Here is a 22,187-nt window from a genome sequence, read left to right as displayed (position 1 = left end):
GCTTGCGTGTTTGGCGCTCGCCGTCGCGACGCGTCCGTTCGGCCGCCCGCTCAGCGTCCTCGAACGCGTCGCGGTGTTCGCGAGGGGATTTCGCGCCGTAGCGGTGATATCGACATGCTCGTCACGATCAAGTTGGAGCGTTTTCCCACCCGTATTTGCGAAGTCCTGATCAAAAGCAATCCGAGAGAGTTTCGTTTTGAAAATCTTCTTTCGTGTATCTCTACACGGTTTCACGCCGAATTTGAGCGCTGGAAACAGCACGGTTGACGCAGCACGGCAGACCGGTTTCGCCTCAGCTGTCTGGACCATCTGTTGTTTGACACGGCCTAGCGTGAAAATCAGCAACTACTGTTTACGGCGAGGAGGATGTCACTGGTACGATTCACACACCCGCGACACGCCCTCTTCGAAGCTGATCGTTGGCTCCCACCCGGTGGCTTCATGGAGCTTTGAGTAGTCCGCCATCGTGTCGTGAACGTACTCGGCAAGCGGATTCTCGATATATTTTGGCTCGATGTTGGTCCCAAGCTCGTCGTTGATCAACTCAATCATCTCGTTGAACGAGTAGCTTGCTTCGGTGCCGACGTTGTAGATCCCCTGCAGTTCGTGATCGGCGGCAAGTTCACAGGCGCGGACGATGGCGTCTTCGATCTCCTCCGCGGACCGCTCTGTTCCTTCGGCGAGGAATTCACTCACGCGCTCGCCGAGTTCGGCGACGGCCTCCTCGAACGCGTCGGTGGTCATCGATCACACCCCGTGGTCGCGGAACTGTTGAACCGTGACGTCGACCGGGAGTGAGTTGAAATCGTCGTCCCCACCGACAAGGAGTGTCGCATCCCGGTCGTGCGCCAACGCCACGGCGTATGCGTCTCCCAGCGAGATACTCCCGTCAGCTTTGATGACCCCCGCAGTGTGCCAATCAGCACGTTTGATGCTCACCCCGCGGCGCTTGAGCGCCCGGATATCCCGGTCTCCCGACCGCAGCGTGTCCGATGTCGCGGTGCCGTCACCCTCTATCCGGGCGACCTTGTAGAGAAGCTCTGTTGCGTTCACCTCCGCGAGAACGCCGTCTACTCGGCCAGCCTCAATATCGTTGAGAATTTCGTTAACAGCTTCGTGACCCTCCTCGTTGTAGAGAAAGGCAATGAGCGGTTCAGTATCAAAAACGTACTCCACCATTTATTGCTCGCCCCCGTGCCGCTCGACGAGATCCTGTACTTCTTCTTTCTCTCGGCGGCGTTCTTCTTCGTCCATCTCACGCACCATCGCGATCACCTCTCCCGGTTCGTGGTCGCCAGCGTGGATGCCGTGTAGCTCCTCGAGCGTGGGGACCGGCTCAACGACGATCCGGTCGTCTTCTTCGTAGATGAACACCTCTCCCGGGGTCTCGATGCCGAACTTCTCCCGCAACGGCTTCGGAATCGTTGCCTGCCCCTTCTGGGACACACGTACTACCTCTGGCTCATTTGTACTACTGGACATTATTAGTTGTATCTACGTGAGTGGGTGCTACTAAAGGTATCGCCAACTTACCTGAAGATAGGCGCTAAGGCCCCTCCCTCAACGAGCGACCGGTGGGAGCGAGTAGGGAGGGGATACAGCGCCGTCATCGCCTGTTCATACACCCGATACACTCGGCTCGCAGGGCAACGGTCCGGTATCTTCATGTCCCTACAACGTCTATACATCGTCTATGGAACGGTTCGAACTCAACGGCCACGAAGTCGTAGACGGCGACGTTCGCGCCACCGGCAACGGCGCACACGTCTACGTCCCGCGACGGTGGCTCGGCGCGGATGTGAAAATCGTTCGCGTTTCCGAACCCGACCACGACGACGAATAGGCCATGAACTACAACTACAGGTATCGAATCCGGCCGTCCAACGCGCTCGAAGAACGGTTAGCGTGGACCGTCGATACCTGCCGGCAGGTCTACAACCACTTTCTCCACCGACTCAACCGAGTAGACGACACGTCGTCCTACTCGGAACAGAAGCGCCTGCCGGACCTCAAGGACTGGTGGACCGGCCTCAAGCAAGTCCACTCGAAAGTCCTACAGAAAGTCGTGCAACGACTGTACGACAACCTCTCGACGCTTCGCGGCCGCAAAGAGAAGGGCTACCGTGTCGGGACGCTCAACTGGAAGGGACCGGGCGAGTACCACTCGTTCACCTACAGTCAATCCGGCTTCGAACTCAAGAACACGAATGGTCGGACGCGGCTGTGGCTCTCGAAGGTTGGCGAGATACCCCTCACCTTCCACCGCGACCTCCCCGACGACGCCGAAATAAAGACCGTCACGGTGAAACAAGAGCCAACGGGCGAGTGGTTCGCCACCCTCGGCGTCGAAACGCCGAACAACCCACCCGCGAAACCCGACGAGTTGGCCGACGTAGTGGGCATCGACGTGGGTATCCTGAAGTACACCCACGACACCGACGGAACGGCGGTCGAGTCGCCGGACCTACGCGACGAGCGAGAGCGGCTGGAACGCGCCCAACGCAACCTCTCGCGGAAAGAACACGGCTCGAATAACTGGGAGGAACAGCGCAAGACCGTCGCGCGGCGGCACGCCGACCTCCGCCGGAAGCGCCGCGATCTCCTCCACAAGCTCTCGAACTACTACGCCCGGGAGTACGACCTCGTGGCGGTCGAAGATTTGGACGCGAAGGGCTTGGTCGAACTCCCCGGCAACTCCCGAAACCGCGCGGGGGCGGCGTGGGGAACGTTCCTGCGGATGCTCGAATACAAGTGCGAGCGGGAAGGCACGCACTTCGTGGCGGTCGAACCAGTGGGAACGACCAAGGAGTGCGCGGCGTGCGGTGTCTCGACGGACAAGCCGCTCTGGGTCCGCGAACACTCGTGCCCGTCGTGCGGGTTCACCGCCGACCGGGACTGGAACGCGGCGTACAACATCTTGGTACGCGGTCTGAAGCAAGTAGGGACGGGCTGTCCCGAATCAACGCCTGCGGAGACTGCGCTCCCTACGGGGACCCATTCGGTTCCTGCAAAGCGCGTCGTGGAAACAGGAAGCCCCACCCTCAAGGAGCGAGCCGCGAACGCGGCGAGCGAATAGGGTGGGGAGGAAGTCACGGGAAGAGATGTCAAAAGACAAGCTGCTGTGTAAAGCACAGTATCCCGACCCAGCGTCGCGGTGCCGTGGAAACCCCGGCGCCTCAGCGCGAGGAGGGAGTCACTCTTGGAGTACCCAATACGCCAAGCCGAGCGCCTCGCGGAGGATGACGCCAGCAGCGAACACGTACACGGCTTCTAACGGAAGCGGGAGTACATCGATCGTCGCGACAGCCGCCGACATGATGATCCCCATCCCCACCCACGCGACCGCGAACTGCCGGTCCGCGCTCGTCGATTGCGTGCCCAGCCGAGCCATACCAGTCCTTCTGACGACGCTATCAAAAATCTTGCTCGGCAGCATGAAGCCAACCCACTTTCGCTCGGTGGGTCGCAGGGTGGTTCAACACAGTATAAGAGAAACCTGCCGCTGGGCAGCGGCTAGCGAGGTATCGGACCAATCTCTATTGTCAGTGTGTCCCCGTCATGTGACCATGCGTCGGCGTTGAGTACGGTTTCGGTGTTGTCTGTTATGTCGGTGATACGGACGTTGGTGGGCGTCGTTTGTACCCCGGTGACTATCACCGTCGAATTTGGGAGCTGGCCATCAACAGTAAGTTCCACGGCAGAATCCGCTGAGACTGTCACTGCTGTCATCGTCTCAGTTGACTCGTTGTAATACCGGCCACTGGCCTCCCCATTTGAGAGTCGCGCTGTTAGTACCAGTTGCTCGGGAGGCCCAGGTTGGACGGTCTGCGTGGCTTCTCGCGAGGGAATGATGCTTCCTGCCCGAACGAATAGCGGAACTTCCTCAAGTGGCACGTCCAACTGAAGCGTTTGTCGTCCCTCATAGCGTGTGTCCGACCAGAAGTCAATCCACTCCCCATCTGGCAGGTACACCTCAACAGAGCCCTCAGCCGTGAGCACAGGCGCAACAAGCAGGTCACGGCCGAGGAGATACTGTGTTTCGATAGTTCGTGTCGCCGGATCATCTGCGTAGTGTAACACCAACGGCCGCATCATCGGAAGTCCTGTCCGGGAGGTGATCACCGCATGCGTGTACAGGTACGGCAGGAGCCGATAGCGGAGGCGAGCAAACTTTCGAAAGATTGCGAGCGCCTCGCCACCGAATTCCCACGGTTCCCGCGGCGTAGTGCCATGGAACCGCGCATGGCTTGAAAGTAAGCCGAACTGCGCCCACCGGATGTACAGCTCTGACGAAGGAGTTCCGCTAAAGCCGCCGATATCATGACTCCAGAAGCCGTACCCGGACAACGCAAGACTCAGTCCACCGCGCAGCGTGGCTGCCAGTGAACTGAACGTCGTGTCCGAGTCTCCGCCCCAGTGAACAGGCATTCGCTGTGTCCCCATCCACCCGGCCCGGCTCCACAGCAACGGTGTCCGCCCGTGCGCTGTCATCGCGTCAGCGACGGTCTGTTGGTAGAGATCAGGATATCGGTTTCGCGTCTGACTGCCAGACGTACCGTTTGAAAGGATCGCATCGTCGGGGAGGTATTCACCGAAGTCCGTCCAAAACCCATCGACACCCATCTCGAGTAAGTCACGATGTTTTTGTTGCCACCACTCGACTGCCGCCGGATTGGTAAAGTCGAGAATCCCGCCGCGGTGTTTACTCACGACCAACCGGTCGAGCAGATACGGCTGGCCAGACGAATCTGAGACGAGATATCCGTTCTCGAGGGCCGTCTGAAACGCTTCCGAGCCGGCTGTAAGATACGGTTCCTCGATCAACATCAGCCGGTACCCGCGCTCGTGGAGCGTGTCGATCAATTCCTCCGGATCCGGGAATGCGGCTCTATCCCACTCGAGATCGCTAATACAGCCCTCACGCATCCAACTGATATCGAGGTGGATGCCATCACAGGGAATCTCTGCTTCGCGAAGCCGGCGGGTAACCTGCTCAACTTCCGCTTGCGTTTCGTACGAATACCGCGACGCCCAGAGACCAAAGCTCCACTTGGGTGGCACCGACGGACGACCGGTGACGGCCGTATACGTCTTTAGGATCTCTTCGAAGTCTGGCCCGCTCACGAACAAAAACCGGAGGGTATCGCTGTGAGCCGTGATCTCGCCGCTGACCGCAGATTGTGTGCCGCCGCCGAAACTGAACTCGGTCTTGGTGTCTGTATCGACGAAGAGGCCGTACCCGTACGATGACAGGTAGAATGGGACGTTTTTGTAACTCCGATCGTTGTCGGTGCTATGTGGTTGTGAGACCCATGCCTCGGTTGCTTGTCCCCGCTTATCGAGGGCGGTAAACTGCTCACCGAGCCCGTAGTAGTGTTCGTCTGGCTGGATGTCGAATCCGATGCCCGTCTTCTCCACTGAGTACAGCCACTCGCTCGTCTGGGCCTCCTCGAACCCCAGCGGCCAAACCTCCGGATCGTTCTTTTTGGCTGCGAGCGGCCGGTGTTCTTTAAATACAGTACGACCGGTGCCATCGATGACGCTGAACGACCACGGATCGGTCCCGATTCGGACGGTGAGCGCGGCCGTTTCAAGGGAGATCTCGCCGTCCTCACGTGTCACCGTTAGGTCCACATCAGTAGTGATAGCATCGGCGTCGACGTGCTCGCTCCCGGAAGTGGGCGTCTCGGGGGTGGCCGTGAGCTCGAATTGGAAGACGTCTGGCCGAAGGAAGCTTATCTCGATCGGAACGGTGCGTTCAACGGCCTCGCGAAGGTGTTCACGCTGGCGCGTTTGGGGCAGTTCATAGCGGATTAATTGACACTCAAGGACAACACCCCGTGTAGTCTGTTCAACTGAGTCAACGCCGTCAATTACGGTGAATGGCATCGTGAGCGTGTGTGTGAGACTGGGTGGCTGGCTCTGGAGCCCGTGCGGCCGGTCGCTGTGACGAGACACGTCTGTGACGCGTGCGTCGTGTCCGGTTCTGAGATCATGCGTCTATCACTGACCGAATGTCCGAGCGGCGAGCCGCGTGTGCGTGATCCAACGCCACCCGTCTCTCAGTGAGTTGATCGCGATACATCTCCGCTCGTGTGCGAAGCGTTTCGAGTTGGTCAGCAACCTGCTCAGGCGCTGGACTCCCGATGATACCAGCACGACGGGCAGGCGCCTGTGCTGGGTCACAGAGTGTCTCCAGAGCCGTCGTCGGGACGGTTGGCCGGTCACCGAGATAGGCCTCTGCGATGGTTTCCAGATCTGCGGCGGCCACGTCCGTGAGACTCCGGTCGGTCGCTTCGTATTCGCGGACGAGAACGGCGACAATCTGGTGGGCGCTCCGCCACGGAATCCCGCACTGCTTCGTCAAAAGCGCCGCGAGGTCGGTGGCAAGCGCCCAGTCAGCCGCCACTAGGGCACGGGCCCTATCAGTATTAAACGTCGCACCATCGACAACGGCACGTAACGTGTCGAGCGTCTCGGTGAATCGACGCAAGAGAGCAGGGTCGTATTGGACACCACCGGACAGGTTCTTCACAGCGATGAACTGCTGGATAGCCTCACCGATGAGTTCGTTCGTCCCTCGTTGAACGGCCTGGATACTGTGCGGATTCTTTTTTTGCGGCATAATACTGCTCGTGCCGCAGAGTTCGTCCGGGAGGTCAACGATCCCCCACTCATCGCTAAACCACAGGAAGAACGTATCAGCTGCCCGGCCGACGGTTGCGGCGCTTGTCGCAATAGTGAACCCAACCTCGAGCAGGTGATCTACACTGTTGTCGATATCCTCAGCGTTTTGGAGAACAGCGTCGAACCCGAGCAAGGATGCGACCCGCTCGCGATCGATCGTAAAATCGGTCGTCGTCCCCGCGGCCGCACCGGCCGGGCTTCGGTTGAGCCGGTCATAGCAGGTAATGAGTCGGCCGAGGTCACGCGTGAGCGGGAATGCCTGTGAGCAGAGCCGGTACCCGATTGTCCCGACCTGAGCGCGTTGGAGTCCCGTGTACGTGGGCATCGGCACGGCGGTGTATGAGCTGGCACGGGCGGCGTACGTCTCAATCAAGTCGACAAGCTTGGACCCGACCGTTAGGAGTCGGTCACGCAACACGTACCGAGTTGCGACGGCCGAGAGATCATGCGAGCTCCGCCCGGTGTGAAGCCAGCCACCGACGGCTTCGCCGTACTCGTCGATGAGATGGGCTTCGCCGGAGTGGGCTCCGCGACCGATCGATTCGCGTGCGGGAACTGGGTCACCGGTCTCGTCTTCGAGTGTCAAAAGACCCTCCAATATCCGGCGGCCGACATCTGGTGGGAGTAGTCCCTGCTCACGGAGCATGACTGTGTGTGCGAGATCAAATGCGTGATAGCCGGCGTGGAGCGCCGCGGGAGACTGTGACACCCGATCGACGGACGGGGCGGGCGGCGCGGTGAGCCGCGCACCGGTACGTCGGTAGAACTGCTCGCCCGGAGCCGACGTCTCTGCGAGCGACGACAGATCCTCCGGAGTTTCGTCTCGCATTATGATCGCCCGCCGTCTGTATGCGTCGCACGGTCGCGTGTTTTGAGGGTTTCACCGGTCTCGGTGTCGAAGAGATACAGGTCCGGTGCGTCAATCGCAAGCGCGACCTGTTCGTCCCGCTCGAACGTCTGATCGGTCGTGAGCCGGGCCGTGAGAGACTTGTCTTCGACCGTCAGGTGAACGTAGTTGGTGTTGCCTTGGAATTCGGTGACGGCTACCTTCGCCGACCCATCGTCAGCAGACCGTAGTTCCAGATCTTCGGGGCGGATACCAACGGTAGCTCTCGAAACCCCGGTCGGGACCGTTTCCGCGGGCACCGTCGTCAACACGTTGCCGGCAGCCGTCCGCAGTGTGGCCGTCCCGTCACGGCGCTCGATGGTTACTTCCGTGGTGTTCATCGACGGATTGCCGAGGAATGTCCCGACAAATTCGTTCGCCGGCCGATCGTAGGCGGATTCAGCCGTCGCGATCTGCTGGACGCGGCCGTCGTTCATGACGGCGATACGATCGGACATCGTCATCGCCTCTTTCTGGTCATGTGTCACGTAAATGGTCGTTACGCCCAGCTGATCGTGGATGCGTTGGAGCTCAGTCCGCATCTCCGACCGGAGCTTGGCGTCAAGATTCGACAGCGGCTCGTCCAGTAGAAACACGTCCGGCTGCCGAACGAGCGCCCGGCCAAGCGCCACGCGTTGTTTCTGTCCGCCACTGAGTTCGGCGGGCTTATCATCAAGATGGTCGCTGATGCCAAGCAGCTGGGCCATCTCTTCGATCCGGTCCTGTCGTTCGGGCCGAGACAGCTGCGTGGAGTGTTTGAGCCCGTAGCCGATGTTTTCTCGCGCCGTCATTTTGGTGTAGAGCGCGAAGTTCTGGAACACCATGGCCACGTTCCGCTCGCTCGGCACGAGGTGCTGAACTTCGCGACCGTCGATCACAACCGCGCCCTCTGTGACGGGTTCAAGCCCGGCGAGCATACGGAGCGTGGTGGATTTCCCACAGCCAGAGGGGCCAACGATAGTGAGGAACTCACCATCAGCGACGGATATCGAGACGCTATCGACGGCCGTCTCCGTTCCCTGTGCGTCGTCATAGACTTTGCTGACGTCAGCGAGTTCGACGTGAGCCATCCGTACTCACCCCTCCGAGATCGTCGCGCCACGGTCGTCGAACCAGTACACGTCAGCCGGGTCAAACCCGAATGCCACCGTCTCACCCGTATCAACCCCAGCTGGCAACCGCTCGATGAGCGCCGTTAACGTCACCCCGTCAACGTCGAGTGTAAGCTCGTAACTGTGGCCAACCGGCTCGACCAGTGTAATCAGCGCCTCGAAGGTGACAGGCTGGTTACGTTCGGGTGCGATTGATACGGCTTCAGGGCGAACCCCGGCTCGTACCGCAGTTCTCGGCGGGTCGATCGCGTCGAACAGCCCGTGATCGCCATCACGATCGATGAAGTTGATCTGCGGATCACCGATAAATCCGGCAATAAATTCGTTCACCGGGTGATGGTACACCTCTCGTGGGCTCCCGATCTGTTCGATTTGTCCGTCGCGCATGATCGCGAGTCGGTCACCGATACTCATCGCTTCCTCCTGATCGTGAGTCACGTACACGGTCGTCGTCTCAAGCCGCTGTTGGAGCTCCCGAATTTCGCTACGGGTTTGGACGCGGAGCTTCGCATCGAGATTCGACAACGGTTCATCCATCAGGAAGAGCCGCGGTTCCCGCACGATCGTCCGACCAACAGCAACGCGTTGCCGCTGGCCACCACTCAGTTGTCCCGGCTGTTTGTCCAGTAACTCCTCTATCTCAAGCAGCTCGGCAACCTCCTGAATCTGGTCGTCTCGTTCGGCGGCGGACAGGTCCATCTTCGCGAGCGGGAACGCCAGATTTTCTCGCACCGTTTTGTGCGGGTAGAGGGCGTACGACTGGAACACCATCGACAGATCCCGGTTTTTCGGGAGTGTCCGGGTCTCGTCTTCCCCGTCGATCCGGATCGTGCCAGCAGTCGGGGTTTCAAGTCCGGCGATCATCCGCAGCGTCGTGGTCTTGCCACAGCCAGAGGGTCCGAGGAGCACGAGGAGTTCCCCCGGTTCGATGGTTACGGAGACGCCGTCGACCGCGACGGTGTCGCCGTACGCTTTTTTCACATCGACCAGCTCAGTCCGACCGGCTGTCGTGTCACCCGTGGCAAGTCCGGATCCGCGGGACGTGTCGTTGCTCATCGTCAGCCCTCCACAGCGCCGAAGGTGAGCCCTTCGACGAGGTACTTTTCGAGGTACAAGAACAGTACGACAACCGGAATGCTGGTGAGAATTGACGCGGCCATGAGCTGGCCCCAGACATTCTCGAAGGCCTGGTTGAGCGCCTCAAGCCCAATCGGGAGCGTAAATAGCCCCTGTGACCGCAAGAGGACACTCGCGAAGAGGTACTCGTTCCAGGCGATCATGAACGCGTAGATAAACACGGCCACGATCGCGGGTGCCGACAGCGGGATCGTGATCCGGTAGATGACTTCCAGTCTGGAGTACCCGTCCATGAGTGCCGCTTCCTCAATTTCTTCCGGCACACTTCGGAAGTAGTTGCCGAGCATGTACAGCGACAGCGGCAACGTCTGGACGAGATAGGTGATAAGGAGGCTCGGTAAGGTGTCAACAAGTCCGAGCCACGTCATGACCTGAAAGAGCGGCACCACGAGCAGAATCCCTGAGAACATGTACACGACGAGTACCAGCCGTGAGGTGAGCCCTCGTCCGCGGTACTCGAGGCGGGCAAAACTGTACCCACCGAGCGTGGCGACCACAACGGAGAGGCCAGCGGTGACCGTTGAGACGAGTAAACTGTTTCTGAAATACGTGATGAACGGGAACGTCTCGGGCGAAAACAGCACCCGATAATGTTCCAGTGTCATGTCGTTCGGGACCAGCTGCGGTTCCTGTGAGTAGATGTTCGCGTCCGGCGTCACACTCGTTTTGAGCATGATGTAGAAGGGAAATAACGCGATAAACAACACGAGAACAATACTCGTATAAAAGGCAACGCGTTCTAAGCGACTACTGCTGATCTCTTGTGAGCCGAACAGCCGGCTAAACGCCCGACTGGTCGTCAGGTACGATTCACGGATCGATTGGGTGATCGTGTTGGTGCTCATCTTACCACTCTAACACCGTGTTGACGTAGATCAGCACGAAGCTGATCAAAAACACGAACAGGACCATTGAGATCGCGGCCCCGAGTCCGAGCTCGAAGTTTGCGAACGCGGTTTGATACGTGAAGATCGGCAGCGTTTCTACCTCACGCGTCAGCAGCCACACGTCGGCGAACTTGTTGAAGTTCCAGATCCACCGCAGTAAGAAAACCGTCGCGAGGATGTATTTGAGCTCCGGCAGGGTGATATCCTTAAATTGGGCAAAGCGGCTAGCACCGTCGATACGTGCCGCTTCGTACATCTCTTCGGGGATCGCTTGAACACGTGCGATCAGCATCAGGAACGCGAACGGGAAGTACCGCCAGGCGTCGAAAATAATGACCGTCCAGATAGCCGAATCGCTGTTCCCGAGGAGGTCGATCGTCCCTAGGTTCAGGTTTAAGATATTGTTGAGAATGAACGGCACAATTCCGAACAAGGGATCAAGCATCCACCGCCACGCGAAGGCGACAGCAATGATCGGTGCAACGTACGGGAGCAGCATGAGCCCGCGCACCAGCCGCCGTCCCCGGAATGCCCGATTCAACAAGAGTGCGGCGAAAAGCCCGCCAGCCGTGGCGAGCAGATCACTGAAGAACGTGAACACAACCGTATTGTACAGGGCCTCCCAGAACGCCGGGTCTGACAGTAGATCCGCGTAGTGTTGTGTGCCGATGAACAGTGCGCTCTCGCCCGGTGCGAGTGGCACCTCGTGAAAACTCAGGTAGACGTTGTACGCCAGCGGGTACAGGATGATGATCGAGACGAGAAGTATCGACGGGAGAATAAGCGCATAACCCAGCAGCTCCTCTTTCTCTTCGAGCGTTCGTTCGGTCCCTCCTCGGTCAAAAAACGAGGTCACGCGGTCTTGGACACTCATTACTGTAGTGGGGATCGTGCCGAGGTGGTCACTCGATCGCTTGGCGCATCGCCTCGGCCTGTTCGCTCGCGACGGTTTCAGCGTCCTCGCCTTCGTACACCCTGACGACCGCTTCAGCGACAATCAGTTGACTCGCGATCTGCCCGAACGCGGGGATCGACTGTCCGTTCACGAACCCGAAGCGCTGGACGTTGTCAAGCGCGCTGCTAATCGTCGCGACGGTGTCTTCCCACTCGTTCAGGACCTCGTTATCCTGATAGGCGTCAGATTCGGAGACGGACTGCCGCACGGACTGCATCCCGCCAGGCGCCATGTGGAGCCATTCGACGTACTGGTCGGGTTGGAACATGTATTCGGTAAACGCCTCCGCAGTGCGCTGGGCCGCTTCATCACCGCTTGCGGTTATCCCAAACCCGGTAACCTGCCCATAGGATGCGTCAGCTTCACCGCGAACGTACGGAGCGAAAGCGGTGTCGTCAGCCATCCCCGCCTCAAGCAGGTCATCGATAATATACGATGACCACATGATCATGTGGCTGTTCTCGTTAACGTACGTCTGCCGCGTCGCGTCGTAGACGTGTTTTCCTGGATGGCCGTAATTTTGCGCCAGGTCGACGTAGTATTCCAGCGCCTCAACCATCTCCGGGCTGTCGAAGACGATTTCGCCGTCCTCGTTGAATACGCGTGCTCCGTTCGAAATGGCAAACGGTGTAAACGCTTGCCGCGTGAAGTTGGCGTTTTCAGTTCCGAGCCCGATCCCGTACTGATTGTTATCGGGATCATGGAGCGCCTCGGCCGCTTCCCGAATGTTTTCCCACGTCGTCGGCTCCGGGAGGCCGAGTTCGTCGAACTTGCTTTTGCGATACCAAATGCCTTGGACCCACCCGTCATGCGGCACCGCGAAGTGATCCCCCTCGGGGGTGCTCATAAAGTCGAGCGCCCCATCACGGAGGTCATCCATCCCAATAGATTCCATAACGGCTTGGGCGCTCTCCGTCGAGAGCAGATCCTCGCTCCCGAGGTTCTGGATTGTCTGTGCCTGGACTTGGAGGATGTTCGGCAGATCACCGGCGGCTCTCGCCGCTGACAACTCTTCGGGAATATTGTCTTCGTCGAAGAATTCGGCCTGGACGTCAGCTTGGTCGAACTCATCGACGATCGGAGAGATCACCTGTCGCCGCTCAGCCTGTTGTTCTTTGGACCAGAACTCGATCGGCGCGTACTCGGCTTCGCCATCGCCATCACCGCTACTGCCGGTGGTGTCGCTACCGCCGCCGTCATCACCACCACCGCCATCTCCGCTGTTAGTATCACCAGTACACCCAGCGAGCGCGACTAACACAGCAGCTGAACCAACACTGCCCGACCGCTTGAGCAGTTCACGGCGCGAACTCAATCCATCATGATTATCCATGGATGTCGTAGCACCACGTGAGAACTGTAAGCCATCAATAATAAAGTTTGGGGGCGAGTGTATACCGTAGTGGTTGTTGGTCATCTGTTAATAACACCACAGTCAAGTATATTCGTCGCGGTACCGCTATCAAGCGAACATGGGCGAGCGAGAAATTCAAGCGGCACTCCAAGACCTCGGGCTGTCACAGTATCAGGCCGACGCGTATACCGCGACGCTGGAGCTAGGATCTGCTCCGGCGGTGGATATTGCGGATACCGCAGGCGTCCCGAGAGCGCGTATCTACGACGTGTTGCGGAAGCTCGAAGCGGAAGGGTACGTGGAGACGTACGAACAGGACAGCCTTCACGCACGGGCGCTCAATCCCATCGAGGCGACGGGCGAGCTCGAACAGCGGGCAGAGACGTTTACGCGGGCCGCCGAACAGATCGACAGCCTCTGGGAGGATCCCGGCGTCGAGGATTCTCAGATAACTATCGTCAAACGCCAGGATACCGTGTACGAGCAGGCGGATCGTTTCATTAGCGAGGCGACAAACGAAATCCAACTGACGGCGACGCCGACGGAATTCACTCGACTCAGGGACGCGCTGGCCGGCGCACGAGATCGCGGCGTGTACACGCAATTGACCTTTCTCCCCCCGACGGAGAGCGCGTCTCTCGACGCTACGACAATCGATTTCGAGGGGGCAGTAACGGAGGCGCGCATCCGCACGTTGCCTGGACCCTTTGTTCTCATCAGCGACCGAGAGAAGACGTGTTTTGCGCCGCAAACCCCGTGGCTGAACAACTCCTACGGACTCATCGCGGACAACTTCCCGATCGCCCACGTGTTTCACCGATACTTCCAGACGACCCACTGGGACGCGTGGGAATCCGTGTACTCAGCACAAGCGGAGGACCCGCCGATCACATACGTCAACCTTCGCCACTGTATCACGGATTTGGAGCCGATCGTCTCTGACGGCGCAACCGTTCGGGTGACGGTCGAGGGCATCGACACAGCGTCGCGGGAACAGGTGACAGTGAGCGGAACAGTTACTGACCTTCTGTACTCGGAAGCGACAGACGTCCTCGGAACACCAGAGTTGGCTGACATCGCGCGGCAGGTCGCTATCGTCGTTTCTGACGACCGCGCTGAGTACACCGTCGGGGGCTGGTATGCTCGCGTCGAGGATATCGAGATGCGCCGTCTCACAGTCGACGAGATCGAATAGGGCGGTCAATCGGACAGTCTCGTCGGGCGCGATAAGTAAGTAACCAAATGTTAGTCCATCAGACAAATAAAGACACCCATTTTGGGGACACTCTGTATACATTACTTGATCCTATTCGGTGTCGGTCTATTGTCTTCCGGCTAGCGCTATAGTGGGACAACCCTCTGTCGTCTCGGGTATCATCGCAACCAGGTCACACAAACTTCTCGTCACAGCAGAGTATGGATGTGAAGATGCGAGTGATCGATGAGCGAAGAGTGGGACTGGAAACTCACTCACTCCAGAGAGTTGTGATCCGGTCTTCGATCTCGTTGAGGACAAGTGTGATGACGTCACGATGGTCGGCTGGCCACGATGCGTCCTCGCCGGGCGTCGGGGCGGTGGGCGGGGGGTGGAAATGGTCCCGTGTATTGTGTGGATTCGGGTGCCGGTCCCACCGGCACTCCCAGGTGTGGTCCGCATGCTGCTCCCGATAGTGGCATTTGAAGTCATCGTTCGTGTACCAACGAAGCGTCAACTGCGCCTCGTCGACGGCTGCTGGGTAGTACGACGGGGCCAAGACGACTTGGAGTTCCAGATGGCCGCTAGCGTCCGTGACGGTCGCTCGGGACACCTGCCTCGTCGCTTGGAGTCGTGTCTGGAGAAACTCGAGAATTGGACGATCGATGGGAGCCGGGCTCCCGCCATCGCCTGTCGGTGGCACCATCGAGCGGGCTACCCGGACGCCTGTTCGCGCTCGCTGCCCGTGCGTTGCTGGCGCGCGCGTTCGTAGCGGTTACGCTCCTCGCGGGCAGTCGCCCAATCAGCGAGGTCGCTGTACACGGCGTCGATGGTCAACTCGTCGCTGCCCTCCGCGGCGGCGACGGCGTCGACTGTGGCCGGTGACGCGGCGTCATATGTCGCCTCGTACTCGGTGATGCGCGTCGTCAACTCACGAACGCGATCCTGTAGCTCCTCGACGGAGCGATCAGCTGCGAGCTGGTTGATGCGTCGCCACTCAAAATACGCGTCGTTGCGCTCGTAGGTGGCCGGATGGCCGTCGTGGCGGGTAACGATGCCGAGGTCATCGAACCACCCCAGATACTTCCGGGCGGTCTTGGGGTCACAGTCGGCGCTGTCAGCGATTGCGCTCGCTGTTGTCGGTTCGCGTCTCTGTAGGATGGTGCCGTAGATGCGTTGTTCGACGTCGTCGCTGGCGAACGCATCCTCGAAGGGTGGCGGTCCCTCGGCGGCGTCTGTCTCAGCCATATGTGGGATTACAGAGTGGAGAATATAATTCTTACTTCAGGGAATAGTTTCCCGATCCCCGTTGTGCTATTTTTCGGGTGACCGATCGAGTGGCATGTCAGCACTGCTGGTCGATCCACTGACACCACTTCTCGAAGTCCTCCGCCCCGGACTGCGCTGCGATGTTGCGTAACGTGCCAATTCGGATCCGGTCGTGTTGCGGTACAGAGACGACGCGGACATCATCGTCATTTGTCGGGTGCTCGTACCGCAGCTTGACGTGGCTACCAGTTCGGTCAACAATAACGAAGCGGTTTTCATGAGTGCCTTGACGACGTCGCGCCCGGAGAAATCGCGTGACGCCATTCGATTCACTGCATGAACTCGGGGAGGCCATCGTGCTCATCACGAGCCTGCGCTACCTCATTCGGATCGATGCCGAGCTCCTCGAGTACTTCCTCCTCTTGCTCTTGAGTATCGATCGATTCGACGATCTCTCCCTTGTGGAGCGCGACTGCCTCGTCGAGGTTATCGAGGGCGTCCTGTCTCGTTTCACCTTGGCTCGCAACACCCGTCTCCTCGTCACGGGCGACCCACCAGCCATCGTCCGCCTCCGTGAGCGTGATCGTTCGCCCACTCTGTGGATCGTCGTTCGTGCCCGTGTTAGTACTCATTACTAGCGTATTACCCGAGTAGTGTGATAAGCATTCGGCCGGTGAACAAGCCGTTCTGGATGGTCGTTGAGGGTCGTTGGTGATGGGCTCGACGGCTGTCTCCCTCACGCACGACGAGGTCGGTGACGCTCGCAGCTGGGACGTGAACGGCTACGTCCACCGGGTCCGGTCGCTGCTCAAGGAGTGAGATGCGAACGGGACGTGGACACGCTCGCCAATGTCGAACGGGCGACACGGCTCCGACGGGAGTCGTCGGGCTAGCGATCGTCGAGATACTGTGTAACGTACGGATGGAGATTCTCGAACGGCGGGTGGAAGACTTGGAAGCCGCTGTGCTGGTCGTCGCCGACGAATGCGGGATCGTCGCGTTCGAAATGACACCGGTAGCCGGTTGCGAGATAGTGTTTCGAGTCGACGCCGTCGACAGCCGCGGTCTCGTAGCAATGTTCGTACGTTCCGAGACACTCGTCGATCACGACGGGTTCGCCGAGTTCCTCGGTGGCCACGCGGTGGACGGCGTCAGTGCGAGATTCGTTTTTGTGTACCGTCCCGCCGGGCACGAACCACTCGCCTTTCGCGGGGTCGTTCGCGCGTTTGCCGAGGAGGACGCCGCCGTCGTGGTCGATCACCAGATCGACCGAGACGAGCGGGACCGAGCCGCTAGTGCGGATCACCGCCGAGGAGCGCGACGAGACCGATGCCGAGGAGCCATTCGGAACGGCCCGGGACCTCATCGATCGAGCCGCCGCCGACCATAGCGGCTAAATCCCGGCCGGCCGTCGCCCTCAGGTATGTACGGAGTCGTGCTCGCGGCCGGCCGCGGGACTCGGATGCGACCGCTGACGGACCGCCGCCCGAAACCCCTCCTCCCTGTCGGCGACCGCTCGCTGCTCGAACGTGTGTTCGACACCGCGATCGACGTTGTCGACGAGTTCGTCGTCGTCACGGGCTATCGCAGCGACGCGATCCGGGAGGCGATCGGCGAGTCGTACCGCAACCGGCCGGTTTCTTACGTCGAACAGGCGGCGGCCAAGGGGACGGCTCACGCCGTGGCGCAGGCCGAGCCCGTCGTCGACGACGACTTCCTCGTGCTCAATGGTGACGTGGTCGTGGACGCGTCGCTGCCGCGGGCGCTTGCCGATGCGGAGGGGACTGCCGTTGCGGCCACCGAGGTCCCGGACCCGCGGGCGTATGGCGTACTCTCGACGGCTGATGACGGCTCGCTTGCTGGCATCGTCGAGAAGCCCGACGACCCGCCGACGAATTTCGCGAACGTCGGCTGTTACGCGTTCGGGCCAGAGGTGTTCGAGTACATCGACAGAACACCCGAGAGCGAACGCGGCGAGTACGAGATCACGACAACGATCGAGCTCCTCCTCGACGACGGCTACCAGATCGATGTGGCGCGGTACGACGGCACCTGGCTCGACGTCGGGCGCCCGTGGGAGCTACTCGAAGCCAACGAACTCGCACTTGCGGAGTTAGCACAGTCCGAGGACGCTATCTCCGGGACCGTCGAAGAGGGTGTTCACCTCCACGGGCCCGTAGTCATTGAAGCAGGAGCTAGCGTCCAATCGGGTGCGTACGTTGAGGGACCAGCACTGATTCGTGAGGGCGCAACCGTTGGTCCGAACGCGTACATCCGTGGAGCAACCGTGATTGGTCCAGACGCGCATGTTGGGCATTCGGTTGAGGTGAAAAATTCAGTGGTCATGGCCGACGCGTCAGTGAGTCACCTCTCGTATGTCGGTGACTCGGTGTTGGGGCGTGAGGTGAACTTTGGAGCTGGAACGAACGTCGCCAACCTCCGGCACGACGACGCAAACGTCCGGATGACAGTAAAAGGCGATCGTGTCGACACCGATCGCCGGAAACTCGGTGTAGTTCTTGGTGACGGAGCGAAGACTGGGATTAACACGTCGTTGAATGCCGGCCTCCGGGTCGGCGCAGAGGAAACAACAGCCCCAGGCGAGGTTGTGATGCAAGATCGAGTTTCAGAAGAATAACTCGCCTACAGGGTGTGGTCAACGACAGCCGCGAACGCCACGTTCTCACGTACCTGTTGAATTTCGACGGTGACGCAGTCCCCGACGTTTGTGTTGGGGACAATCACAACATAGCCGTGTTCGACTTTCGCAATTCCATCGCCCTGGTCACCAAGATGCTTTATTTCAACGTCTCGGTGTTCGCCTTCCGTGACAGGCGGCCCGTCGTATTCCGGTTGGTGCTCGGTGTGGTCGAGTTCGTGGTCGGGATCAGGCTCTGTAGTGTCGGTATCCGAGTCGGTCGAAATAAGCGCAATACGGTACGTCTCACCCTCAGCAAGTGTTCCAGCTGCTATTTCTCGTTCCGGCACCGTGATCTGATGCGTTCCATCAGCCTGCTCAATTGGCGCAGTGTAGAGTGATTTGAGTGACTCAGAAACATCCATAATGACGTGTTACCCGAGTTGCTAGCGGATAACTTGATTCTAGCGATTCGACCGTTAAAAGGGTCCGCAGGAGTCGTAGTGGCCCGGATACATGAACAGTGATCCAGAGCTGCTTGTGGCTGACTGTATATGAGCCACCCCTACGATATCTACGGTTGTGTATATGCGTTACACTTGCTACCCGAGTGATCAGGTTTGGTTGCCGGAGCGACTGTTTTAATATACAAGAAAATGACAGGATGTGTATGAGCGAGCAACCGGTACAGGCCATCATTCTCGCGGCCGGGGAGGGTCGTCGGTTGACCCCACTCACAAACCGACGCCCAAAGCCGATGATCCCTGTCGCAAACAAACCACTCCTCGAGTATATTGTCGAGGCTGTTGCGACGGCAGGAGTTGAGCATCTCACACTAGTTGTCGGATACAACCAAGAGCGTATTCGGAATCATTTCGCTGATGGTGAGGAGTGGGGCGTGACGATAACCTACGTTGAGCAGGCGACCCAACTCGGAACTGGCCACGCCGTCCTCCAAGCTGAGTCGGCTGTTGACGGCCCCTTCGTTGTGCTCAACGGTGATCGGATTGTTGAGCCGGCAAGCATCGAGCGCGTTGCGGCTGCGGTACGAGATGACACCCACCCGGTAGTAACAACAACAACCGTCGAAACACCGCGTGAATACGGGGTTATTACCGGGGATGGAGAGACTGTGAGGAACATCGAAGAGAAACCAGAGGGCCCAGTTGAGACGAACCAGATCAACGCTGGCATCTACGGCTTTTCGCCGGCGTTCTTTGAGACGATCCGTACGACACACACCAACGGCGAGTTGACCCTGACCGCAGCACTCAACGAACACGCACGGGAGCATGGTGGCATCGGGCGTCTCACCTACACTGGGCAGTGGCTCGACGTCTCGAATCTGTGGGATCTACTGCGGGTCAATGCAGGCCTGATTGAGACGGAAGTTACATCCCACAGCGAAGATGGGGCGACACACGAACAAGAGACCGTTGCGGATGACATTGTGGTTGCAGACAGCGTTCGCGTCGGTCCGAACGTGACAATTGGGGGGAACACGGCCGTCGGCCGGAATGTGACGATTGAAGCGAACGCCGTCGTCGAGAACGCGATCATCTTTCCGGACACCGTCATTGGGGCGGGCGCCGTGATTCGGGATGCGGTAATCGCGAGTAATGTGCGAATTGGGCCAAACGTGACAGTCGACGGGCCAGCAAAAACGATGGTCGTCGAGGATACTGTCCACCGAGATATCGAACTGGGTGGGGTCGTTGGTGATAACACCACGATTGGAGCTGGCGCGACGCTGACAACGGGGGCGGTTGTCGGCGACGACGTCGACACTGACCCAGGCGTTACGATTGATAGTCGAATTGCGGCGGGCACAACGGTGCGGCGAGGATAACCATGTGTGGCATTATTGGGTACGTTCAAGCGACCGGCGAACAGGCGGCAGCAACCGCAGCAGCGAGTGACGGTGGCCTCCACCAAGCGACCGGAGCAATCATCCACGAGGGACTCCGAAATCTGGAGTATCGTGGCTACGACTCTGTTGGGGTCGCACTTGTGGGTGACACTAGTGGGCTCACCGTCAGAAAACAGTCGGGGAAGGTTGATGGGCTCGAAATACCAGAGATCGGCGACGCAACACACGGAATTGGCCACACCCGGTGGAGCACGCACGGCCCGCCGACAGACGCAAATGCGCATCCGCACACCGACTGTGTCGGTGACGTGGCGGTCGTCCACAACGGAATCGTCGAAAACTACGAGACGCTCAAACAGGAGCTGTCTGAGCATGAGTTTACGAGTGACACCGATACGGAAGTCATCCCGCATCTGATTGAGGAGGAACTCGCTGCGGACGCCGACGCGGACTTGTTGACCGCAGTCCGGCGGGTTGAAACGCGGCTGGAAGGCAGCTACGCGATCTGTGCGGTTCGTGAGGCCGATGATCGGATTATCGTCGCCCGCCGTGGGAGTCCCCTTGTGGTGGGGCATGGCGACCACACCGCGTTCGTTGCGAGCGACGTGACCGCCTTTTTAGAACACACCCGCGACGTGACCTATCTTGAGGACGGTGACGTTGCGGCGCTTGAGGGAGGGGAGGTCACCGTCTATCACGATGGTGAAGCCGTTGACCGGGATATCGAGACCGTCACGTGGGAGGCTGATGCCGCAGAGAAGGGCGGCTATGAACACTACATGCGCAAAGAGATTCACGAACAACCCGAGGCACTTCGCCAGACGCTTGCGGGGCGCCTCGACGTCGACGCGGGGAATGTGGATCTCGATGTGTCGTTCCCACCTGGCTTCCTCGCTGATCTTGAAGAAATTCGGATTGTCGCCTGTGGTACGTCGTATTATGCCGGGCGGTACGCCGCACAGCTGTTTGAGAAGCTGTCGGGGGTGCGCGCGAGTGTCGAGATAGCGAGTGAGTACGAGTTCGGTGCGGGTCGAACTCCAGACCGGACGCTCGTCGTTGCGGTCACACAGAGTGGCGAGACCGCCGACACGCTCGGGGCGATCCGGCGTGCGAAGGAGGCTGGTGCGCGGACGTTTGCGGTGACGAATACACTAGGGAGTACAGTCACCCGAGAGGTTGATGAGACCGCGTTCATTCGCGCTGGGCCGGAGATTGGCGTGGCAGCGACCAAGACGTTCGCCTCACAGGTAGCGACGCTGGCGATGTTGGCTGTGACGGTAGGCCGGGAGCGTGGTGCGGTGGCGGCGGCCGACGCGCGGTCAGTATTGGAAGACCTCCAAGGGTTGCCGGGGGCGGTTCAGCAGGTGCTTGACAATGAATCGGCTGTTCGGGAGACCGCACAGGCGTACCAAGACAGTGAGGCGTTCTTCTTCGTCGGGCGTGCGCTGGGCGTGCCTGTGGCGTTAGAGGGTGCGTTGAAGCTCAAAGAGATCTCGTATGACCACGCAGAGGGGTTCGCTGCGGGTGAGCTGAAGCATGGGCCGCTTGCGTTGGTAACCCCTGACACGCCTGTGCTGGCTGTGTTGACCGATGGATCGCGGGCTGAGGAGACGATGAACAATGTAACCGAGGCGCAGACACGTGGTGCGCCCGCCTTAGGGTGTGTCTCAACTGGAGAGGAGTACGACACGCTGGATGAGGCGTTTGCCGTGCCCGATGTAGGGATTGTCGAGCCGTTGGTCGCAAATGTGTACCTCCAGTTGTTCGCGTATCACGTAGCCAATGAGAAGGGACGGTCGATCGACAAGCCGCGGAATTTGGCGAAAAGCGTGACGGTGGAGTGAGAAACAGGTAACGAGGAGTCCAAGGAAGTCGAACAGGTCGGATTCCTCCCATGGCTGAAGCCGTGAACTTCCCCCTTGTTCCTCTGTGAAGCGACACGGGTGTACGTATCACGTATCAGGATGATCTGTACGCATCCAAAGTCGATCGACGATCCAGATGAGACCAGCAAATGCCGCAGCAACGACGACAGGCCACCGATCACTACTCAAATCGCTCTCGCTCTTATGTAGAAACGTGGAAAGCCCGTATGATTACACTCAAACAGTTCTAATCTGGCAATATGCCTTCTGCTCAGCCAGCGTTTGGTGGGATGTTTCGGCAGTTGATCGAGCTCGGAGTTATCGAGATCAAC

General features: G+C 59.4%; 21 protein-coding genes and 2 pseudogenes. 6 read left to right on the top strand and 17 right to left on the bottom strand.

The window, feature by feature from the left end:
* Positions 1 to 369 precede the first annotated feature (369 nt).
* The 3 genes and pseudogenes from Z052_RS14270 to Z052_RS14260 all read right to left on the bottom strand — a co-directional run.
* Positions 370 to 645, bottom strand: a pseudogene (locus tag Z052_RS14270) (nucleoside-diphosphate sugar epimerase); the annotation flags it as partial.
* A 102-nt stretch (positions 646 to 747) separates the two neighbouring features.
* A complete protein-coding gene (locus tag Z052_RS14265; RefSeq protein WP_094519284.1) occupies positions 748 to 1,179 on the bottom strand; it encodes a PIN domain-containing protein in 432 nt (143 codons plus the stop codon).
* On the bottom strand, positions 1,180 to 1,482 hold the full coding sequence (locus Z052_RS14260) for an AbrB/MazE/SpoVT family DNA-binding domain-containing protein (RefSeq protein WP_094519282.1): 303 nt from the start codon (positions 1,480 to 1,482) through the stop codon (positions 1,180 to 1,182).
* 211 nt (positions 1,483 to 1,693) lie between these two features.
* On the opposite strand from Z052_RS14260, the gene Z052_RS19830 reads away from it, so the two are divergent.
* Both Z052_RS19830 and Z052_RS14255 read left to right on the top strand, forming a co-directional pair.
* Positions 1,694 to 1,843, top strand: coding sequence for a DUF2080 family transposase-associated protein (locus Z052_RS19830; protein WP_129452480.1), 150 nt, complete (start codon positions 1,694 to 1,696; stop codon positions 1,841 to 1,843).
* A 3-nt stretch (positions 1,844 to 1,846) separates the two neighbouring features.
* Positions 1,847 to 3,076, top strand: a complete 1,230-nt coding sequence (locus Z052_RS14255; protein WP_094580124.1) for an RNA-guided endonuclease TnpB family protein — start codon at positions 1,847 to 1,849, stop codon at positions 3,074 to 3,076.
* 117 nt (positions 3,077 to 3,193) lie between these two features.
* Here Z052_RS14255 and Z052_RS14250 read toward each other — a convergent pair whose 3' ends face one another.
* The 8 genes from Z052_RS14250 to Z052_RS14215 form a co-directional block, all read right to left on the bottom strand.
* A complete protein-coding gene (locus tag Z052_RS14250; protein WP_094580123.1) occupies positions 3,194 to 3,391 on the bottom strand; it encodes a hypothetical protein in 198 nt (65 codons plus the stop codon).
* Positions 3,392 to 3,513: 122 nt separating this feature from the next.
* A complete protein-coding gene (locus Z052_RS14245) occupies positions 3,514 to 5,889 on the bottom strand; it encodes a glycoside hydrolase family 31 protein (protein WP_099289165.1) in 2,376 nt (791 codons plus the stop codon).
* Between the two features lie 103 nt (positions 5,890 to 5,992).
* Positions 5,993 to 7,516 carry a lyase family protein gene (locus tag Z052_RS14240; RefSeq protein ID WP_099289164.1) on the bottom strand — a complete coding sequence of 508 codons (1,524 nt, stop codon included), beginning with the start codon at positions 7,514 to 7,516 and terminating at the stop codon, positions 5,993 to 5,995.
* Entirely contained in the window at positions 7,516 to 8,643 is a 1,128-nt protein-coding gene (locus tag Z052_RS14235; protein ID WP_089309068.1) for an ABC transporter ATP-binding protein, read from the bottom strand. The genes Z052_RS14240 and Z052_RS14235 overlap by 1 nt, the downstream gene beginning before the upstream one ends.
* A gap of 6 nt (positions 8,644 to 8,649) precedes the next feature.
* The gene (locus Z052_RS14230) at positions 8,650 to 9,741 is read right to left on the bottom strand and encodes an ABC transporter ATP-binding protein (RefSeq protein WP_094519276.1); all 1,092 of its coding nucleotides are present in this window, start codon (positions 9,739 to 9,741) and stop codon (positions 8,650 to 8,652) included.
* 2 nt (positions 9,742 to 9,743) lie between these two features.
* Positions 9,744 to 10,667 (bottom strand): carbohydrate ABC transporter permease, encoded by a 924-nt coding sequence (locus tag Z052_RS14225; RefSeq protein WP_099289163.1) that lies wholly within the window; start codon positions 10,665 to 10,667, stop codon positions 9,744 to 9,746.
* A 1-nt stretch (position 10,668) separates the two neighbouring features.
* Positions 10,669 to 11,583, bottom strand: coding sequence for a carbohydrate ABC transporter permease (locus Z052_RS14220; protein WP_094519274.1), 915 nt, complete (start codon positions 11,581 to 11,583; stop codon positions 10,669 to 10,671).
* A 28-nt stretch (positions 11,584 to 11,611) separates the two neighbouring features.
* Positions 11,612 to 13,081 carry an ABC transporter substrate-binding protein gene (locus Z052_RS14215; protein ID WP_094519272.1) on the bottom strand — a complete coding sequence of 490 codons (1,470 nt, stop codon included), beginning with the start codon at positions 13,079 to 13,081 and terminating at the stop codon, positions 11,612 to 11,614.
* A 55-nt stretch (positions 13,082 to 13,136) separates the two neighbouring features.
* Between Z052_RS14215 and Z052_RS14210 the strand changes: the two genes are divergently transcribed.
* Positions 13,137 to 14,213, top strand: a complete 1,077-nt coding sequence (locus tag Z052_RS14210) for a TrmB family transcriptional regulator (RefSeq protein WP_094519271.1) — start codon at positions 13,137 to 13,139, stop codon at positions 14,211 to 14,213.
* Positions 14,214 to 14,484: 271 nt separating this feature from the next.
* Here the strand turns inward: Z052_RS14210 and Z052_RS21410 are convergent, their stop codons facing one another.
* The 5 genes and pseudogenes from Z052_RS21410 to Z052_RS14185 form a co-directional block, all read right to left on the bottom strand.
* Positions 14,485 to 14,919 (bottom strand): hypothetical protein, encoded by a 435-nt coding sequence (locus Z052_RS21410; protein WP_099289162.1) that lies wholly within the window; start codon positions 14,917 to 14,919, stop codon positions 14,485 to 14,487.
* An 8-nt stretch (positions 14,920 to 14,927) separates the two neighbouring features.
* Entirely contained in the window at positions 14,928 to 15,461 is a 534-nt protein-coding gene (locus Z052_RS14200; protein WP_099289161.1) for a sugar-specific transcriptional regulator TrmB, read from the bottom strand.
* A 97-nt stretch (positions 15,462 to 15,558) separates the two neighbouring features.
* Positions 15,559 to 15,806, bottom strand: a pseudogene (locus tag Z052_RS14195) (type II toxin-antitoxin system HicA family toxin).
* A 5-nt stretch (positions 15,807 to 15,811) separates the two neighbouring features.
* Positions 15,812 to 16,114 (bottom strand): type II toxin-antitoxin system HicB family antitoxin, encoded by a 303-nt coding sequence (locus Z052_RS14190; RefSeq protein WP_099289160.1) that lies wholly within the window; start codon positions 16,112 to 16,114, stop codon positions 15,812 to 15,814.
* A gap of 257 nt (positions 16,115 to 16,371) precedes the next feature.
* On the bottom strand, positions 16,372 to 16,788 hold the full coding sequence (locus Z052_RS14185; RefSeq protein ID WP_241897954.1) for an NUDIX domain-containing protein: 417 nt from the start codon (positions 16,786 to 16,788) through the stop codon (positions 16,372 to 16,374).
* A 117-nt stretch (positions 16,789 to 16,905) separates the two neighbouring features.
* Between Z052_RS14185 and glmU the strand changes: the two genes are divergently transcribed.
* Positions 16,906 to 18,120 (top strand): bifunctional sugar-1-phosphate nucleotidylyltransferase/acetyltransferase, encoded by a 1,215-nt coding sequence (gene glmU / locus Z052_RS14180; protein WP_099289158.1) that lies wholly within the window; start codon positions 16,906 to 16,908, stop codon positions 18,118 to 18,120.
* Between the two features lie 5 nt (positions 18,121 to 18,125).
* Here the strand turns inward: glmU and Z052_RS14175 are convergent, their stop codons facing one another.
* Complete coding sequence (locus Z052_RS14175; RefSeq protein ID WP_099289157.1) at positions 18,126 to 18,545, bottom strand: TRAM domain-containing protein; 420 nt, start codon at positions 18,543 to 18,545, stop codon at positions 18,126 to 18,128.
* Positions 18,546 to 18,790: 245 nt separating this feature from the next.
* Here Z052_RS14175 and Z052_RS14170 point away from each other — a divergent pair, with 245 nt between their 5' ends.
* Together Z052_RS14170 and glmS are read left to right on the top strand one after the other, a co-directional pair.
* A complete protein-coding gene (locus Z052_RS14170) occupies positions 18,791 to 19,969 on the top strand; it encodes a sugar phosphate nucleotidyltransferase (RefSeq protein ID WP_099289156.1) in 1,179 nt (392 codons plus the stop codon).
* A gap of 2 nt (positions 19,970 to 19,971) precedes the next feature.
* Positions 19,972 to 21,834, top strand: a complete 1,863-nt coding sequence (gene glmS / locus Z052_RS14165) for a glutamine--fructose-6-phosphate transaminase (isomerizing) (protein WP_099289155.1) — start codon at positions 19,972 to 19,974, stop codon at positions 21,832 to 21,834.
* Positions 21,835 to 22,187: the final 353 nt, after the last annotated feature.

Origin of the sequence: Halorubrum sp. C191 (assembly GCF_002727095.1) — an archaeon.
GTDB lineage: Archaea > Halobacteriota > Halobacteria > Halobacteriales > Haloferacaceae > Halorubrum > Halorubrum ezzemoulense.
Note: the sequence above shows the minus strand (reverse complement) of the source record. Positions and strands in the feature narration are given on the sequence as shown.

Bases quoted from the DNA above. Each gene is read 5' to 3' on its own strand.
- glmS (WP_099289155.1), top strand. From the start codon at position 19,972: ATGTGTGGCATTATTGGGTACGTTCAAGCGACCGGCGAACAGGCGGCA.
- Z052_RS14175 (WP_099289157.1), bottom strand. From the start codon at position 18,545: ATGGATGTTTCTGAGTCACTCAAATCACTCTACACTGCGCCAATTGAG.
- Z052_RS19830 (WP_129452480.1), top strand. From the start codon at position 1,694: ATGGAACGGTTCGAACTCAACGGCCACGAAGTCGTAGACGGCGACGTT.
- Z052_RS21410 (WP_099289162.1), bottom strand. From the start codon at position 14,919: ATGGTGCCACCGACAGGCGATGGCGGGAGCCCGGCTCCCATCGATCGT.
- Z052_RS14220 (WP_094519274.1), bottom strand. From the start codon at position 11,583: ATGAGTGTCCAAGACCGCGTGACCTCGTTTTTTGACCGAGGAGGGACC.
- Z052_RS14215 (WP_094519272.1), bottom strand. From the start codon at position 13,081: ATGACCAACAACCACTACGGTATACACTCGCCCCCAAACTTTATTATT.
- Z052_RS14225 (WP_099289163.1), bottom strand. From the start codon at position 10,667: ATGAGCACCAACACGATCACCCAATCGATCCGTGAATCGTACCTGACG.
- Z052_RS14250 (WP_094580123.1), bottom strand. From the start codon at position 3,391: ATGGCTCGGCTGGGCACGCAATCGACGAGCGCGGACCGGCAGTTCGCG.
- Z052_RS14230 (WP_094519276.1), bottom strand. From the start codon at position 9,741: ATGAGCAACGACACGTCCCGCGGATCCGGACTTGCCACGGGTGACACG.
- Z052_RS14170 (WP_099289156.1), top strand. From the start codon at position 18,791: ATGAGCGAGCAACCGGTACAGGCCATCATTCTCGCGGCCGGGGAGGGT.
- Z052_RS14255 (WP_094580124.1), top strand. From the start codon at position 1,847: ATGAACTACAACTACAGGTATCGAATCCGGCCGTCCAACGCGCTCGAA.
- glmU (WP_099289158.1), top strand. From the start codon at position 16,906: ATGTACGGAGTCGTGCTCGCGGCCGGCCGCGGGACTCGGATGCGACCG.
- Z052_RS14240 (WP_099289164.1), bottom strand. From the start codon at position 7,516: ATGCGAGACGAAACTCCGGAGGATCTGTCGTCGCTCGCAGAGACGTCG.
- Z052_RS14265 (WP_094519284.1), bottom strand. From the start codon at position 1,179: ATGGTGGAGTACGTTTTTGATACTGAACCGCTCATTGCCTTTCTCTAC.
- Z052_RS14245 (WP_099289165.1), bottom strand. From the start codon at position 5,889: ATGCCATTCACCGTAATTGACGGCGTTGACTCAGTTGAACAGACTACA.
- Z052_RS14260 (WP_094519282.1), bottom strand. From the start codon at position 1,482: ATGTCCAGTAGTACAAATGAGCCAGAGGTAGTACGTGTGTCCCAGAAG.
- Z052_RS14200 (WP_099289161.1), bottom strand. From the start codon at position 15,461: ATGGCTGAGACAGACGCCGCCGAGGGACCGCCACCCTTCGAGGATGCG.
- Z052_RS14190 (WP_099289160.1), bottom strand. From the start codon at position 16,114: ATGAGTACTAACACGGGCACGAACGACGATCCACAGAGTGGGCGAACG.
- Z052_RS14235 (WP_089309068.1), bottom strand. From the start codon at position 8,643: ATGGCTCACGTCGAACTCGCTGACGTCAGCAAAGTCTATGACGACGCA.
- Z052_RS14210 (WP_094519271.1), top strand. From the start codon at position 13,137: ATGGGCGAGCGAGAAATTCAAGCGGCACTCCAAGACCTCGGGCTGTCA.